General features: G+C 62.5%; 14 protein-coding genes. 11 read left to right on the forward strand and 3 right to left on the reverse strand.

Features of this window, described 5'->3' with window-relative positions; all coding sequences use genetic code 11:
• Window positions 1–4: 4 nt before the first annotated feature.
• Complete coding sequence (gene recR, locus BM234_RS11445; protein ID WP_092064839.1) at window positions 5–598, forward strand: recombination mediator RecR; 594 nt, start codon at window positions 5–7, stop codon at window positions 596–598.
• Here recR and BM234_RS11450 read toward each other — a convergent pair.
• Both BM234_RS11450 and BM234_RS11455 read right to left on the reverse strand, forming a co-directional pair.
• Window positions 595–1,506 carry a sugar kinase gene (locus tag BM234_RS11450; protein ID WP_092064842.1) on the reverse strand — a complete coding sequence of 304 codons (912 nt, stop codon included), beginning with the start codon at window positions 1,504–1,506 and terminating at the stop codon, window positions 595–597. The genes recR and BM234_RS11450 overlap by 4 nt on opposite strands.
• Window positions 1,503–2,201, reverse strand: a complete 699-nt coding sequence (locus BM234_RS11455; RefSeq protein ID WP_092064845.1) for a GntR family transcriptional regulator — start codon at window positions 2,199–2,201, stop codon at window positions 1,503–1,505. The genes BM234_RS11450 and BM234_RS11455 overlap by 4 nt, the downstream gene beginning before the upstream one ends.
• Window positions 2,202–2,316: 115 nt before the next feature.
• Here BM234_RS11455 and uxaC point away from each other — a divergent pair, with 115 nt between their 5' ends.
• Genes uxaC through BM234_RS11480 form a run of 5 tightly spaced genes read left to right on the forward strand, consistent with a single transcriptional unit; the run spans window position 2,317 to window position 8,259 of the window.
• Window positions 2,317–3,723 carry a glucuronate isomerase gene (gene uxaC / locus BM234_RS11460; RefSeq protein ID WP_092064849.1) on the forward strand — a complete coding sequence of 469 codons (1,407 nt, stop codon included), beginning with the start codon at window positions 2,317–2,319 and terminating at the stop codon, window positions 3,721–3,723.
• A gap of 22 nt (window positions 3,724–3,745) precedes the next feature.
• Window positions 3,746–4,570 carry a 5-dehydro-4-deoxy-D-glucuronate isomerase gene (gene kduI, locus BM234_RS11465; protein WP_092064852.1) on the forward strand — a complete coding sequence of 275 codons (825 nt, stop codon included), beginning with the start codon at window positions 3,746–3,748 and terminating at the stop codon, window positions 4,568–4,570.
• Window positions 4,567–5,313: a 2-dehydro-3-deoxy-D-gluconate 5-dehydrogenase KduD gene (gene kduD, locus BM234_RS11470; RefSeq protein WP_092064855.1), complete on the forward strand. Its 747-nt coding sequence runs from the start codon at window positions 4,567–4,569 to the stop codon at window positions 5,311–5,313. The genes kduI and kduD overlap by 4 nt, the downstream gene beginning before the upstream one ends.
• Window positions 5,291–6,739 (forward strand): mannitol dehydrogenase family protein, encoded by a 1,449-nt coding sequence (locus BM234_RS11475; protein ID WP_092064858.1) that lies wholly within the window; start codon window positions 5,291–5,293, stop codon window positions 6,737–6,739. Before kduD ends, BM234_RS11475 begins: the two co-directional genes overlap by 23 nt.
• Window positions 6,736–8,259, forward strand: coding sequence for a UxaA family hydrolase (locus BM234_RS11480; protein ID WP_092064861.1), 1,524 nt, complete (start codon window positions 6,736–6,738; stop codon window positions 8,257–8,259). Before BM234_RS11475 ends, BM234_RS11480 begins: the two co-directional genes overlap by 4 nt.
• Here BM234_RS11480 and BM234_RS11485 read toward each other — a convergent pair.
• The gene (locus tag BM234_RS11485) at window positions 8,228–9,118 is read right to left on the reverse strand and encodes a helix-turn-helix domain-containing protein (protein ID WP_092064864.1); all 891 of its coding nucleotides are present in this window, start codon (window positions 9,116–9,118) and stop codon (window positions 8,228–8,230) included. The genes BM234_RS11480 and BM234_RS11485 overlap by 32 nt on opposite strands.
• A 154-nt stretch (window positions 9,119–9,272) precedes the next feature.
• Here BM234_RS11485 and BM234_RS11490 point away from each other — a divergent pair, with 154 nt between their 5' ends.
• The 5 genes from BM234_RS11490 to BM234_RS11510 are packed head-to-tail and all read left to right on the forward strand — an operon-like array spanning window position 9,273 to window position 14,880.
• Window positions 9,273–10,667 carry a family 4 glycosyl hydrolase gene (locus tag BM234_RS11490; protein WP_092064867.1) on the forward strand — a complete coding sequence of 465 codons (1,395 nt, stop codon included), beginning with the start codon at window positions 9,273–9,275 and terminating at the stop codon, window positions 10,665–10,667.
• Complete coding sequence (locus BM234_RS11495) at window positions 10,664–11,551, forward strand: carbohydrate ABC transporter permease (protein ID WP_281247963.1); 888 nt, start codon at window positions 10,664–10,666, stop codon at window positions 11,549–11,551. The genes BM234_RS11490 and BM234_RS11495 overlap by 4 nt, the downstream gene beginning before the upstream one ends.
• A gap of 5 nt (window positions 11,552–11,556) precedes the next feature.
• Entirely contained in the window at window positions 11,557–12,471 is a 915-nt protein-coding gene (locus BM234_RS11500; protein WP_245752601.1) for a carbohydrate ABC transporter permease, read from the forward strand.
• A complete protein-coding gene (locus BM234_RS11505; RefSeq protein WP_092064873.1) occupies window positions 12,471–13,712 on the forward strand; it encodes an ABC transporter ATP-binding protein in 1,242 nt (413 codons plus the stop codon). The genes BM234_RS11500 and BM234_RS11505 overlap by 1 nt, the downstream gene beginning before the upstream one ends.
• Window positions 13,615–14,880, forward strand: a complete 1,266-nt coding sequence (locus BM234_RS11510; protein ID WP_092064876.1) for an ABC transporter substrate-binding protein — start codon at window positions 13,615–13,617, stop codon at window positions 14,878–14,880. The genes BM234_RS11505 and BM234_RS11510 overlap by 98 nt, the downstream gene beginning before the upstream one ends.
• Window positions 14,881–14,882 lie beyond the last annotated feature (2 nt).

A 14,882-nucleotide genomic window follows, 5' to 3' on the forward strand; every position in this document is an offset into this window, starting at 1 on the left:
GCGGATGAGTTCCACCTCGGAGATCGACGCCCTGATCGACCTCATGGCCCGTTTGCCGGGCCTCGGGCCGCGATCCGCACGCCGTGCTGTCTTGCATCTCATCCGGCAGCGCGGCCGCCTTCTACAACCCTTGGCGGGGGCGATGGCGGAGGTGGCCGAAAAGGCGCGTGAATGCCTGAACTGCGGCAATGTGGGCACGTCCGACATCTGTGACATCTGCACAGATGAGACGCGGGCGAATGGCCAGATCTGTGTGGTCGAGGATGTGGCCGATCTCTGGGCGATGGAGCGCGGCGGAGCCTTTCGCGGGCGCTATCATGTCCTCGGAGGCACCCTTTCCGCCCTGGATGCCGTTGGCCCCGAAGATTTGCGGATCCCCAAGTTGATGGACCGGGTCACCGCCGAGACCATTTCCGAGGTCATCCTTGCACTGAACGCTACCGTCGATGGCCAGACCACCGCGCATTACATCGCAGACAGGCTGGAGTCGCGAGTAGCGCTCAGCTCTCTTGCCCAAGGCGTGCCGATCGGCGGTGAGCTGGATTACCTTGATGACGGGACCATCAGCGCCGCGCTCTCCGCACGCAAGCGCCTCTAGCCCGTAATGGGCGCGGAGGCACTTTCCACCAAGGCACCGTGCGCGCCGATCACCTGCCGCGAGAGACCGCAAGCCTGTGCCGCCGCGACCGTTGCTGTCTCGCCACTCAGAACCCCAACAAGGAAACGGGCATTGAAGCTATCGCCTGCGGCGGTGGTGTCGACGACCTGTTCTGCTGGCACGGTTTCCACGAGGTTTTCCGCCTCCGGTGTGACCAGCAGGACAGGCAGCGGCCCATCCTTCACGATCACGAGTTGCGCCCCGGCAGAGAGGTATCGCGCGCCCGTCGCTGCCTTGTCTGCGTCACCGAAATGCGCGCCTTCGTCCTCATAGGATGGCAGGGCGATGTCGGCCACCTCGGCCCCCCGCATGATCCACCGGCACATATCTTCCGTGCCGGACCAGAGCCGCGGTCGCAGGTTGGGATCGAATGCCACGGTCACCCCTTCGGCCCGTGCCTTGGCAAGAGCGGCAAGGAGCTTCTCTCGTCCGCTTTCAGGCAGGATCGCCAGCGTGATCCCCGAAAAGAAGGCCATGTCACCCGCCCCCAGCCCCGGCAAGCGGTCCAGATCATCCGCCAGAGTTGTCGCCGCCGACGTGCTCCGCCAGTAGGAAAAACTGCGCTCCCCCTCGATGAGCGAAATCATGTAGAGACCGACGGCACGCCCCGGTCGCACCGCCAACTCCGGGCGAACGCCAGCCTCACGCATGAAGGTGGTCATTTCCTGCGACGGCCCATCATCGCCCACTGCACTCAGATAGCCGATCTCGAGGTCAGGCCCCGCCACACGGCGGGCATACCAAGCGGTGTTGAACGTATCGCCCGCGAACCCCATGGAATAGGATCCGTCGGCCCGCGGAGCCATTTCGATCATGCATTCGCCAATTGATAGGAACTGTCGGGTCATTCGCCGGCCTCAAAATAATCAGGGTAAGCTTGGCGGTTCTCATCCAGAACCGTCACGATATCCGTAAGATGCGTGCGCAGACGTTGTTCAGCCAGCGCGATGTCGCGCTGTTCCAGCGCTTCGAGAAGGCTGGTATGCTCCTCGAGAACCCGGCGGCGACGCTCCTCGCTCAGGGTCAGGAACCGAAGCCGGTCCATATGCGCCTTCTGTTCCTGAATCAGGGTCCACACATGGGTATGGCCCGCGACGGAACAGAGGGTCTCATGGAACGCCTCGTCGAGCGCATGAAAAATCCCGGGATCGGAATCCTCCAAGGCTGCGGTCTGCGCTTCCAGATTTTGACGAATTGCGTCGATGTCCTCGGGCCGCTGCCGGTCGATCGCATAGCGCAGGCATTCCAGTTCGAGGGCGATCCGCACGAACACCGCATCGAGGATTGCCTGTTCTGAAATCCGCGTGATCAGTGTGGCCCGCTGCGGGCGGATCGCAACAAAGCCCAGCTTGGAAAGCCGAAAGAAGGCATCGCGAACCGGCTGGCGCGACACGTCCAATTGGCGGGCGACCTCAACCTCAGATACCTTCGTGCCCGGTGGCAGCTTGAGGGAAATCACGGCGTCATACAGCACCTTGAAGGCCAGATCCGTGGCGGATTGCGCTTGCGGAACCGTCAGCGGGGCGATTGTCAGATCGGTCATACGAGGGGCACAGCCTGTTGTTTCTGTGCCGGACGCTACACCAAGATAGGTTTTGACACAACTAGACCTCTAGCATATCAGTTCTTCAACACAATGCCAGAAGGAGCCCTTCCCCATGCGCTTGACGGACCCCGACCGACTGTTCCCGGTCGACGCAAAGCTGCGCGATCTGGCGCGAAGCCTGCACGACAGCGTGAAGGACCTCCCCATCCTGAGCCCGCACGGGCATTGCGACCCCAGTTGGTTCGCCGAAAACGCCCGCTTCCCCAATCCGGCCGAGCTTTTCGTCATTCCCGATCACTATGTCTTTCGGATGCTGGTGAGCCAAGGCGTGGCGATGACCGATCTTGGGGTGCCAAGGGTCGACGGCGGAGCGACCGAAACCGATCCGCGTCGCGTCTGGCGGCTCTTTGCCGAGAATTTTCACCTGTTTCGCGGCACGCCCTCGTCGATGTGGCTCAATCATTCGTTTGAGCACGTCTTCGGGCTGGATGTCCCCCTCAGTGCCGAGACGGCAGACCACTATTACGATCATATCGAAGCCAAACTGGCGCAGGACGCGTTCCGCCCAAGGTCGCTCTTCGAGCGTTTCAACATCGAGCTTCTGGCAACCACCGAGGGCGCACTCGACGATTTGCGCTGGCACCGACAGATCCGTGAAAGCGGCTGGACCGGGCGGGTGATCACGACCTATCGGCCCGATACCGTGGTCGACCCCGAATTTGAGGGCTTCGCCCAGAATGTCGCCGCGTTTGGGGAATTGACCGGCGAGGATACCGCGACATGGGCCGGGTACCTTGCGGCCCACCGGACCCGCCGCGCCTATTTTCAAGAGTTGGGCGCGACCGCCTCGGATCACGGCCATCCAACGGCGCGCACCGAGAACATGACCCCAGCCGAGGCCGAAGCGCTTTTCGCCAAGGTGATGAGTGGCGATTTCTCCCCTGAGGAGGCCGACGCCTTCCGCGGCCAGATGCTGACCGAAATGGCCCGCATGAGCCTTGATGACGGGCTCACCCTTCAGATTCACGCAGGATCCCGCCGCAATCACCACCCCGGCGTTTTTGCCGTTCATGGCAGGGACAAGGGCTTTGATATTCCGGGCCGGACCGACTATGTCGCGGCGCTTCAACCGCTGTTGGGGGCCGTGGGGATGGAGCCGCATTTGCGGATCATTCTCTTCACGCTCGATGAAACAGTCTATAGCCGGGAGCTTGCCCCGCTGGCCGGTGTCTATCCGGCGCTGCGGCTCGGCCCGCCCTGGTGGTTCTTTGACAGCTACGAAGGCATCCGGCGTTTCCGGGAAGCCACGACGGAAACCTGCGGCTTCTACAATACCGCCGGTTTCAATGACGACACCCGCGCCTTCTGTTCGATCCCCGCCCGCCATGATGTCGCGCGCCGGTCCGACTGCGCCTATCTCGCGACACTGGTCGGCACGGGCCGGCTTCGCGAAACTGACGCGTTCGAGGTCGCGCACGACCTGACATATCGCTTGGCCAAAGACGCCTACGCGCTCTGACCCACCCCGAGGAGAAAACTCCATGACCAACGCAGAGACCCGCTACGCCATCGACCCGGCCACAGCCAAAACGCTTGATACCGAAGGGCTGCGCTCGCATTTCCACGTCGGCGATCTTTTCCGTCCCGGAGAAATCAAGCTCGTCTATTCGCACTATGATCGGCTTATCCTCGGATCCGTCGTGCCCACCGACAGCACGCTTGTCATCGACCGCGTTCCCGAAACGGGTACCGCCACGTTCCTCGAACGGCGCGAAATGGGCGTGCTTAACCTTGGCCCCGCAGCAGAGGTAAGCGCAGGTGGCCGGACCTATAGCGTGGGCACAGGCGAAGTGCTCTACCTCGGCATGGGATCGGGTGAAGTTTCGTTCGCGGCTCCCGGTCGGTTCTACGTACTTTCCGCGCCCGCCCACCGCGCCTGCCCGACCAAGCTCATCACGCTGAAAGATGCGCGCCGCGTGGAGATGGGATCGCGGGAGACCGCGAATGAGCGCGTCATCATCCAGTTCCTGCATCCCGAAGTCTGCGACAGCTGCCAGTTGCTCATGGGCTACACGCAGTTCGCGGCGGGATCGATCTGGAACACCATGCCGGCGCACATCCACGATCGTCGCATGGAAGCCTATCTCTACTTTGATCTACCCGAGGATCAGCGCGTATTCCATTTCATGGGCCCGCCTGAGGAAACCCGGCACATCGTGGTGGCGAACGAAGAGGCGGTGATCTCTCCTCCGTGGTCGATCCATTGTGGCGCTGGCACGGGATCCTACACATTTTGCTGGGCCATGGCCGGCGACAACGTGGACTTCACGGACATGGACATGGTTTCCATGGCGACCCTGCGATGAGCGGAGTGTTTCAACTCAGCGGCAAGCGCGCTCTTGTGACCGGCGCCAATACCGGCATCGGACAGGCGATTGCCGTGGGGCTCGCCCAAGCCGGGGCGCATGTGGTGGCCGCGGGCCGTTCCTCCTGCGAGGAAACCGTCGGGTTGATCCAAGACGCGCGCGCGACGGGCGAAGCTTTTGCGCTCGACCTGTCGGACCCTGCGGCGGCTGCGGCAAAACTCGGGGAAGCGGGCGATCTCGATATCCTCGTGAACAACGCAGGTATCATCCGGCGCGATGATTGCGTCGATTACTCCGAGGCCGATTGGGACGATGTGATGGACGTCAATCTCAAGGCCGTTTTCATGATGTGTCAGGCTTTTGCGCGCGGTGCGTTTGCGCGGGGCGCAGGGGGGCGCATCGTCAACATCGCCTCACTCCTGAGCTTTCAGGGCGGCATCCGGGTTCCGGCCTATACCGCGTCCAAACATGGGGTCGCAGGGCTTACCAAGATCCTCGCAAACGAATGGGCGCCCAAGGGCATCAACGTCAACGCCGTCGCCCCGGGCTATATCGCGACCAACAACACGACCGCGCTCCGCGAAGATCCCAAACGCTCCGCCGAGATTCTAAGCCGCATTCCAGCAGGCCGCTGGGGCGATCCCGCGGACATCGCGGGCGCGGTGACGTTCCTGTGCACACCTGCGGCGAACTATGTGACCGGCGCCGTACTCAACGTCGATGGAGGCTGGCTTGCCCGATAAACCGCGCCTTTCGCGTACTGCCCCCGCGCCGAAGGTCGGCATCGTTCATCTTGGTCCGGGCGCCTTCTTTCGTGCCTTCAACGCGGTCTATACCGACGAGGCGATGGCTCTCTCTGGCGGCGACTGGGGCATCACGGCAGTGAGCCTTCGAAGCGCCACGGCCCGCGACCAACTGGAGCCACAGGGCGGAACCTATACCTCCGTGACGTTGGCCCCCGACGGCGAGCGGGACAAGGTGATCGGCGCAATTACCCAAGTACTGGTCGCACCCGATGACCCCGAGGCGGTGATCTCCGCGATCGCCGATCCTGCGGTACGGATCGTGTCGCTGACCATCACCGAAAAGGGCTATTGCCACAGCCCCGCAACCGGGCGGCTCCGTCTTGATCACCCGGACGTGGTGCATGATCTCGCTCACCCCGAGGCCCCACGGTCCGCACCCGGATTTCTCGTGGCGGCGCTCGCCCGCAGGCGGGATAGTGGGGCAGGGCCGCTGACCGTCCTGTCTTGTGACAACCTGCCCTCCAACGGGGCGCTTGCGCGCGGTGTCGTGCTGGATTTTGCCCGCGCGCTCGATCCTGATCTGGCCGACTGGATCGCGGAGGAGATTTCCTTTCCCGCCACCATGGTCGACCGGATCACCCCGGCGACAACCGCCGATGATGTGGCGCGCCTTGCCGACCGGGCTGGCTATGATGATCCCGGTTGCGTCGCGCACGAACAATTCCGGCAGTGGGTCATCGAAGACAATTTCGTGGCTGGCCGTCCTGCTTGGGACAGCGTCGGAGTGCAATTCGTCGCCTCGGTCGAAGCGCATGAAACGATGAAGCTGCGCTGCCTTAACGGGACCCATTCCGCGCTTGCCTACCTTGGTTATCTTGGCGGGTATGAGACGATTTCGGAAACCGTCTCCGATCCGGCTTTCGCCGCCTTCTGCGAGCATCTCTGGGCACAGGAAATCCTGCCTACGGTGGAGCGCCCGGAGGGTGAGGATCTCAAGGCCTATTGCCAGACGTTGCTCGCCCGATACCGCGATCCCTCCATCCGCCACCGGACGTGGCAAATCGCCATGGACGGCAGCCAGAAACTTCCTCAACGCATTTTGGGAACCATCGCCGATACCCGCGCCGCGGGCGGTATGCCGGAGGGGCTCTGCCTGGTGGTGGCGGCGTGGATGCGATACGTCGGCGGCGTGGACGAGACCGGTGCTCCCATCGATGTTCGCGATCCGCTGGCCGCCCGTCTCAAGGCGGCGTCCGATGCCGCGGATGGTGCGGAGGCGACTGTCGCCGCCCTTCTCGCCTTCGACGAGATCTTTGCCCCCGAACTGGCCGCCGATGCCCCCTTCCGCGACGCCGTGTCAGCGGCCTTTGCGCGGCTGGAGAAGGATGGCGCCCGTGCCACCGTGACCGCTTTCAAGCCATGAGGTCTGCAATCCTCCTGCATGCGTCGGATGACGTGTCGATCCTCACCGCCCGCGCGGCGGCGGGATCAACGCCGCTGGACGTAGGGCTGCCGTTGGAAAGCTCCGTTCCGGCGGGCCACAAGATCGCCCGCCATGACATCAAAACCGGCGCTCCGATCCGCAAATACGGCCAGATCATCGGATATGCCAACGCCGCGATCCCGGCCGGCGCGCATGTGCACACCCACAATTGCGCATTCGGCGATCACCCCAAAGGCGATACGTCGGGGGAGGGGCTGGCGGCGGCACGGGCGGCGATCCCGACCCCTGCCCCGCGACAGTTCAATGGCTACGCGCGCGCGAACGGACAGGTCGGAACGCGCAACATGATTGCCCTCATCGCGACGGTGAATTGCTCCGCCACGGTGATCCGGCAGGCAGCGGAACAGGTCACACGGTCGGGCCTGCTGGACGCCTATCCGAATGTCGACGGTGTCGCGGCCTTTGCCCATGGAACCGGTTGCGGGATGGCCGCAGGGGGGCCGGGGTGGGACAACCTGCAACGGGTCCTCTGGGGCCATGCCACCCACCCCAATGTCGGGGCGGCGCTCTTTGTCGGGCTCGGCTGCGAGGTGATGCAGATCGCCCGGATGAAACAGATGTTCGGTGCCTCCGGGGAAGAGCGATTTCACGGTCTGACCATTCAGGATTCAGGGGGCACTCGCGCAACGATTGCCCAGATCGTCCAGCGGATCGAGGCGCTGTTGCCCGAGGTGAACGCCGTCTCCCGAACGCCACAGCCGCTCTCTGCACTTACCGTTGGCCTGCAATGTGGTGGCTCCGACGGAGCCTCGGGGATCACCGCAAACCCAGCCCTCGGGGTAGCGAGCGATTTGCTCGTCGGGCACGGCGGGCGGGTCATCCTTTCGGAGACCCCAGAGATCTATGGCGCTGAGCAACTTCTGCTTGATCGCGCCGCCGATCCCGGCGTGGCGACCGCCCTGCGGGAGCGCCTTGAATGGTGGGAGAGCTATACCGCGATCCACGGCGGGTCGATGGACAACAACCCGTCGCCGGGCAACAAGGCCGGAGGGCTGACCACCATCCTTGAGAAATCTCTGGGCGCGGTTGCCAAGGCCGGTGCCACCCCGCTCAATGAAGTCGTTTCCTACGGTGCCGCGCCAACGGCCTCCGGCCTCGTCTTCATGGATACTCCCGGCTACGATCCCGTCTCCGCCACGGGTCAGATCGCCGGCGGCGCGCAGATCATCGTGTTTACCACCGGCCGCGGCTCTGCCTTTGGCTCCAAGCCGGCGCCGACCCTCAAGCTGGCGACCAACGATGCGCTCTATGCGGCAATGACCGAGGACATGGATCTCAACTGTGGTGATATCCTGAGTGCGGGCGTACCGCTTGCCGACAAGGGGGCCGAAATCTTCGATTTGATCGTCGCGACCGCCTCGGGCCATACCACCAAGAGCGAAGCGCTCGGCCTTGGGGACAACGAATTCATCCCGTGGCAGATCGGCGCGGTGATGTAGCGGCCTTGCGCCCCTTTCGCTCCCGATAGGAGGATGGGTTCGCCCCGAGATAGCGCTTGAACATCCGGCTGAAGAAATAGGGGTCGGAATACCCCAGTTCCTCGGCCGCGGCCTTGACCGACAAGCCCATGCCCAACCGGTTGGCGGCGAATTCCATGCGCTTCAGTTCCCGAAACTTCTGGGGCGTGTAGCCGATGCGCTCCTTGAACGCGCGCCTGAAGTAGTCCGGGTTATAGGGGATGCGTTCCAACACCTCATCCGCCCCTGCCCCGCTCCCCAGCGGATCCGCCGAAAGCCGGGCGGCGGCCAGCATGATCTGCACCGACAGGTGATCCTGACTGTCCGGCTCCGCCCCATCGACACGCCATTCCACAAAGGCTGTTTCCAGAAACGCCAGCAGGACCACCATGAACTGGTGATGCTGAACAAGGGTCGTGCTGCCATGGGGGGAGGCGTCGCGGTAGTGGCGCAGCAACGGCTCGAGCGCGCCCCAGTTCGGCAAACCTACCGCACGCCGCAGCGCCATCTGTTGAATGAGGTCCCCCCGCTCAAAGAGGTCCAGCGTGAAATGCTGGGCGATGCCGGTGAACAGCTCCGATCCGCCCCCGTGGTTGCCGCGAAACCGGGTATAGGCGGGGATCAGCATCGCCTCCCCGGGGCGAAGCTCAATGCGTTCGGCATCCTCTCCGACTTGATAGACCCCACTCCCCGACAAGCAGATGATGAGATCGTGCACTGGGTTGACCTTGTTGATCCGCCAACTTGCCCCGTGGGACATCCGGATGGTCGAACGCGCAAGCCGAAGCGACAGGGATCGCATCGGAATATGGCCGAGGGCGTGATGTTCGATTTTGTCCATGCTTTTGTATAATTAGCATCATTCCGGCGAGCGGACTAGCATATTACACTTTGCCCAACATCACGAAACGCTCCTAAAAACGAGGGTTTCACAAGTACTTGGGAGGGATTGAAAGGTGGGCGTTGCCTAATCGGCGCTTCCTTTCGGCTAGGTCATGCACGATTTCGGTCAATATCGTTCCGTCCGAATCGCCTTTGTTGGCGGCGGCTCACTCAACTGGGCGATGGGCCTGATGGCTGATCTAGCTCATGACACTCGGCTTTCCGCACAGGTCCGGCTCTATGATATCGACGCAGAGGCTGCGCGGCGCAATGCGGAGATCGGCAACCTGCACGCCGCAGTATCGCGGGGCGCCCCCGCAGGCTATCGGGCCTGTGAGACATTGGCCGGTGCCCTCGAAGGGGCAGATGTGGTCGTCATCTCCATCCTGCCCGGCAGGTTCGAGGATATGGCACAGGATATCGGCATCCCGGCAGAGTACGGCATTCCCCAAGCGGTCGGTGACACCGTTGGTCCGGGCGGCTTTGTGCGGGCCATGCGTGCGATCCCGATGCTGGCCAGTATCGGCACCGCGATCCGCGAGCATGCCCCAACTGCCTATGTCTGCAACCTGACCAACCCGATGAGCGTGCTGACCGGGGCGCTGCATGCGGTGTTTCCCGGCATTCGCGCTTGGGGCGAATGTCATGAGGTTACGAAGATCCGCAAACAGGTCGCCTGGATCGCCAATCGCGGCGCGGGAACGGAACGGTTCACCCACCGCGATGTGCAGGTCAACGTTCTGGGCATCAACCACTTCACCTTCGTGGATCGCATCGCGCTGGATGGGCGGGATATGCGCCCAGCCTATGAGGCCTTTGTGCGTGAGCACATGGAACCCGGCTGGGCCCAGACCGAAAGCGGCAAGGATGAGGAACACCACCGTTATTTCGGTACACGCAATCTGGTGGCCTTCGATCTGTTCCGCCGATTTGGTATCCCGGCTGCCTCGGGTGATCGCCATCTGGCGGAGTTCATGCCGGTTGCGGAGTATCTGGCCGATCCCGCCCGGTGGGGCTTTGCGCTGACACCGGTGGAGTATCGCATTCGGGATCGCGACGCGAAACGCGCCCGCGCCGAGGAGATGCGCGCGGGGCGCATCGCTCCGCGTGCACATCGGTCGGACGAAGCGCTGGTGGATCAGATCGCGGCCCTCATGGGCGGCGCGCCTTTTGTCAGCAACGTAAACCTTCCCAATCACGGACAGATGGCCGGCATCCCCCAAGGCACGATTGTGGAAACCAATGCGCTGTTCTCCGGCCTCGGCCCGCAACCCATCGGTGCGGGAGCCTTGCCGCCCGACCTGTTGGCGCATGTCGCCGGTCACGCAGAGCGGCAGACCGCCTTGCTCCATGCGGTTCTGTCTGGTGATCGCGCGGCGCTCTTCCCGCTGTTTGCGACCGACCCGCTCGTGGCCCACCTTCCCCAACCCCGCGCGCGGGAAATGTTTGACCGCATGGTCGCGGCGACCGCAGGCTGGATTCCTGACAATCTCAAGGGAGCGGCATGATGGGCGGAGACAGCAAATACCTCGGGCTATGGTACGTCGCGCCCTATGGGATCGGCCTGATCCTCTTTACCGCCTTCCCGTTCATCACTTCGCTTTACCTCAGCTTCACGGACTACGACCTGCTGTCGAGCCCCGAATGGGTGGGGCTCAAGAACTATGAGAAACTCTTCACCCGTGACCGGACCTTTGAAAAATCCCTGAAAGTCACGCTGACCTATGTGTTCCTGACCGTCCCGCTCAAACTGACCTTCGCGCTCTTCATCGCGGTGGTGCTGAATTACCGGCTGCGCGGCATCAACCTGTTTCGCACTGCCTATTACGTCCCGTCCATCCTCGGCGGGTCCATCGCGATCGCCGTGCTGTGGCGGTATATCTTTGCCGAGGTCGGCCTCGTGAACATGATCATCACGGGGCTGGGCGGCGAGCCGATCAACTGGTTCGGAGAGCCGGGCAATGCCCTTTTCACAATCACGCTGCTGCGCTGCTGGCAGTTCGGCTCCGCCATGGTGATCTTCCTCGCCGCGCTGCAATCGGTGGATCGCTCGCTCTATGAGGCCGCCGCCATCGACGGGGCCACTCCGTGGCGGATCTTTCGCCACATCACCTTGCCGCTCATCACACCGGTGATCTTCTTCAACCTGATCATGCAGACGGTACAAGCCTTTCAGGAGTTCAACGGCCCCTACATCATCACGCAAGGTGGCCCGCTCAAATCCACCTACCTGCTGCCCCTTTATATCTATGACGAAGCCTTCAAGAGCTTTGACATGGGCTATGCCTCGGCCATCGCCTGGGTGCTGTTCACCATCATCATGGTCCTGACCCTCGTCGCCTTCTGGTCGTCGAAAAAGTGGGTCTACTATGCCGGCGACAAGAGGAACTGATCCCAGTGTCCACGCTCACCGAAATCCCGCTCACCCCCGCCGCGCTTTCCGATGCGCCCACCGCGCTTCAGATCAAGTTGCGCAAACGCGCGCGGTTCAATGCCTTCGTTCGCTATGCCCTGCTTACCATCGTCGGGTTCATCATGATCTATCCGCTGCTGTGGCTGATCGGCGCCTCCTTCAAGACCAACGGCGAGATGTTCTCCTCCGCATGGTTCTGGCCCAGGAACCCGACCGTGCAGGGCTATGTCGACGGCTGGCAAACTTCGACCCCCTATACCTTCGCCACCTTCTTCTTGAACTCGATGCAGATCGCCATTCCCAAGGTGATCGGCACGGCCATTTCCTCGACGCTGGTGGCCTACGGCTTTGCGCGGTTCGACTTTCCGGGCAAGAAGATCCTCTTTGCGATCCTCATCGCGACCTTGCTGCTACCCGACGTGGTGACGCGCATTCCCCAATACCTGCTGTTCCGGGAGCTTGGCTGGCTCGATACCTATCTGCCGCTCTTCGTCCCCCAATGGTTCGCGTGGGAGGCCTTCTTCGTCTTCATGCTGGTGCAATTCCTTCGGGCCATCCCACGGGAGATGGAAGAGGCCGCGCGCGTCGATGGCGCCAATACGCTCCAGACGCTCATCTTCATCGTGGTGCCGATGTTGATGCCCGCGCTCGTCTCCGTCTGTCTGTTTCAATTCATGTGGACGATGAACGATTTCCTCGGGCCCCTGATCTATATCTCCACGGTCGAGAAATACCCGATCAGCCTCGCGCTCAAACTCTCCATCGACGCGACCGAAGCGTTCAACTGGAACCAGATCCTCGCGATGACCGTGCTGGCCCTGACCCCCTCGCTCGTCGTGTTCTTCCTCGCCCAGAAGTCCTTCATCGAAGGCATATCCACCGGAGGTACGAAGGGCTGATGGCCGAACTGCAACTGCGCTCCGTCGAGAAAACGTATGGCAACGGCTTCAAGGCCGTCCACGGGATCAATCTTGACGTCAAAGAGGGCGAATTCATGGTGCTCGTGGGGCCGTCCGGCTGTGCGAAATCCACCACATTGCGGATGATCGCCGGGCTGGAGACGATCTCGTGCGGCGAAGTGCGCATCGGGGATCAGATCGTCAACGACCTCGTCCCCGGCAAGCGGGGCATCGCCATGGTGTTCCAGAATTACGCCCTCTACCCGCATATGAAGGTGCACCGGAACCTCTCCTTCGGCCTGCGTCTGCGCGGGGCGTCCCGCCAGACGATCCAAAGCTCCACCGATACGGTCTCGGGCATTCTGGAAATCGAGGAACTGCTCGACCGCCTGCCAAAGCAACTTTCGGGCGGACAGGCGCAGCGCGTCGCGCTTGGCCGCGCCTTGATCAAACAGCCCGAAGTCTTTCTCTTTGATGAGCCGCTGTCCAACCTCGATGCCAAGCTGCGCGCCTCCATGCGGGTGCGGATCACCGATCTGCATAAACGGCTGCGCGACGAGGGCCGCCCCGCCACGGTTGTCTATGTCACCCACGATCAGGTGGAGGCGATGACCATGGGCGACAGGATCTGTGTCATGAAAGACGGCCACATCATGCAGGTGGCCGATCCCGTCACGCTCTATGAACGCCCCGCCAACGCCTTTGTCGCGGGGTTCATCGGGATGCCCGAAATGAACCTCGTCGATGCGGTCCTGACACGGCAGGACGGCGTGCCTTCTCTGACCGTCGAAGGTCAGACCATCGCCATTCCCGACGGCCTCGGGAAGCGGATCGTCGGGCCGGACGGGCCGGTGCGCCTTGGGATACGGCCCCAGCATCTAGACCTCGTGGCCCCCGATACCCCCGGCGCGTTCACCGGGACGGTGGCGAATGTCGAATTCATGGGCCACGAGAGCAATCTTTACCTGCGGGTCGGGGAGGCGGATTTCGTTGCCGTCACTCCTGCAGAGGCGCGCTTTGGGCAACCCGCCCGTGGCGACCGCATCGGGCTTCGGCCACAGGGCCAAAAACTGCATTTGTTCACCGCCGGAGACAACGGCGGAAACATCTCACTCGGAACGCAACATCTCCAGGGAGGAAACGATGACAACGCGTACCATTCTCGCACTCGCGCTCACGACAACAGCGCTGGCGACGACAAGCTCGGCAGAGGAACTCCGCATGAGTTGGTGGGGCGGTGACAGCCGCCATCAGGCCACGCAGGAAGCGCTGAAGGTTTGCGGCGACAAGCATGGCCACAGCATCAGCCCGGAGTTCACCGGCTGGTCGGGTCACTTTGAAAAGCTGACCACCCAGATTGCCGGCCGCACCGAAGCCGATATCATGCAGGTCAACTGGCCCTGGCTGTCGATCTATTCCGCCGACGGTACCGGGCTGGCCGACCTCAAGGAGTTGTCGGACAAGATCGACCTGTCCAACTGGGATGAGGCCCAGATCGAAGCCGGTTCGATGAAGGGCAAACTCAACGGTCTGCCCGTCTCCACCACGGGGCGTCTCTTTGTTTTCAACGAAACCGCGTGGGAAAAGGCCGGGCTGGATCTGCCAAAGACATGGGATGATCTGATCGCGGCGGGCCCGGTGTTCGCGGAGAAGCTCGGCGAGGATCACTATCCGTTCGAAGCCGCAGGGCTTGATGCCGCTCTCGTCGTGACGCTCTACGGCACGCAGAAGACCGGCAAGCCGTTGATCGACCCCGACACGAACGAAATCGCATGGTCGATGGATGAACTGACCGAGGCGATCACCTTCTACAAGAGCCTGGTCGACAACCACGTGATCCCGTCGTGGAAAGCTGTCGCCGCCGCTGGCAACGTCCCTCTCCATGAGAAGCCGGAATGGTCCGACGGGCGCATCGCGGGCACCTATCAGTGGGATTCGACCTACTTCAAGATCTCCGACCCGCTGCAGGATGGCCAAAATCTCGTCTACACCGACCTGCTGAGCCAAGAGGGCCAGAAAACCCCCGGCATCTATCGCAAGGCCTCCATGGTGTTCTCAATCTCGGCGAACTCCGAAAAGAAAGAGGCCGCAGCGGAGATCCTCAATTGCCTGCTCAATGAGCCGGAGGGTGTGGCGGCGCTTGGATCGACGCGCGGGGTTCCGGCGTCGAAAACAGCGCGCGAGCAACTCCTCGAAGTCAACGCTATCGATGCGATCCAGACCGAGGCACAAGACCGCGTGATCAACGCAAAGGGCCCCGGCATCCACCCGATGATGGAGTTCCCCGACGTGCGCTCCGCCATGCAGGATAATCTGGAGTTGTTCGCCTATGGCGAGATCGACGCCGAAACTGCGGCCGAAGAGATGATCTACGCAATCAACGAGGCGCTCGACGACATCAAGTCCTGAGC

The sequence above is a fragment of the Poseidonocella pacifica genome (assembly GCF_900111875.1).
Classification (GTDB): domain Bacteria; phylum Pseudomonadota; class Alphaproteobacteria; order Rhodobacterales; family Rhodobacteraceae; genus Poseidonocella; species Poseidonocella pacifica.

Coding starts and splice junctions, on each gene's coding strand:
- BM234_RS11480 (WP_092064861.1), top strand. CDS start 6,736: ATGAGGTCTGCAATCCTCCTGCATGCGTCGGATGACGTGTCGATCCTC.
- BM234_RS11495 (WP_281247963.1), top strand. CDS start 10,664: ATGATGGGCGGAGACAGCAAATACCTCGGGCTATGGTACGTCGCGCCC.
- BM234_RS11490 (WP_092064867.1), top strand. CDS start 9,273: ATGCACGATTTCGGTCAATATCGTTCCGTCCGAATCGCCTTTGTTGGC.
- BM234_RS11485 (WP_092064864.1), bottom strand. CDS start 9,118: ATGGACAAAATCGAACATCACGCCCTCGGCCATATTCCGATGCGATCC.
- kduI (WP_092064852.1), top strand. CDS start 3,746: ATGACCAACGCAGAGACCCGCTACGCCATCGACCCGGCCACAGCCAAA.
- recR (WP_092064839.1), top strand. CDS start 5: ATGAGTTCCACCTCGGAGATCGACGCCCTGATCGACCTCATGGCCCGT.
- kduD (WP_092064855.1), top strand. CDS start 4,567: ATGAGCGGAGTGTTTCAACTCAGCGGCAAGCGCGCTCTTGTGACCGGC.
- BM234_RS11475 (WP_092064858.1), top strand. CDS start 5,291: ATGGAGGCTGGCTTGCCCGATAAACCGCGCCTTTCGCGTACTGCCCCC.
- BM234_RS11450 (WP_092064842.1), bottom strand. CDS start 1,506: ATGACCCGACAGTTCCTATCAATTGGCGAATGCATGATCGAAATGGCT.
- uxaC (WP_092064849.1), top strand. CDS start 2,317: ATGCGCTTGACGGACCCCGACCGACTGTTCCCGGTCGACGCAAAGCTG.
- BM234_RS11510 (WP_092064876.1), top strand. CDS start 13,615: ATGACAACGCGTACCATTCTCGCACTCGCGCTCACGACAACAGCGCTG.
- BM234_RS11455 (WP_092064845.1), bottom strand. CDS start 2,201: ATGACCGATCTGACAATCGCCCCGCTGACGGTTCCGCAAGCGCAATCC.
- BM234_RS11505 (WP_092064873.1), top strand. CDS start 12,471: ATGGCCGAACTGCAACTGCGCTCCGTCGAGAAAACGTATGGCAACGGC.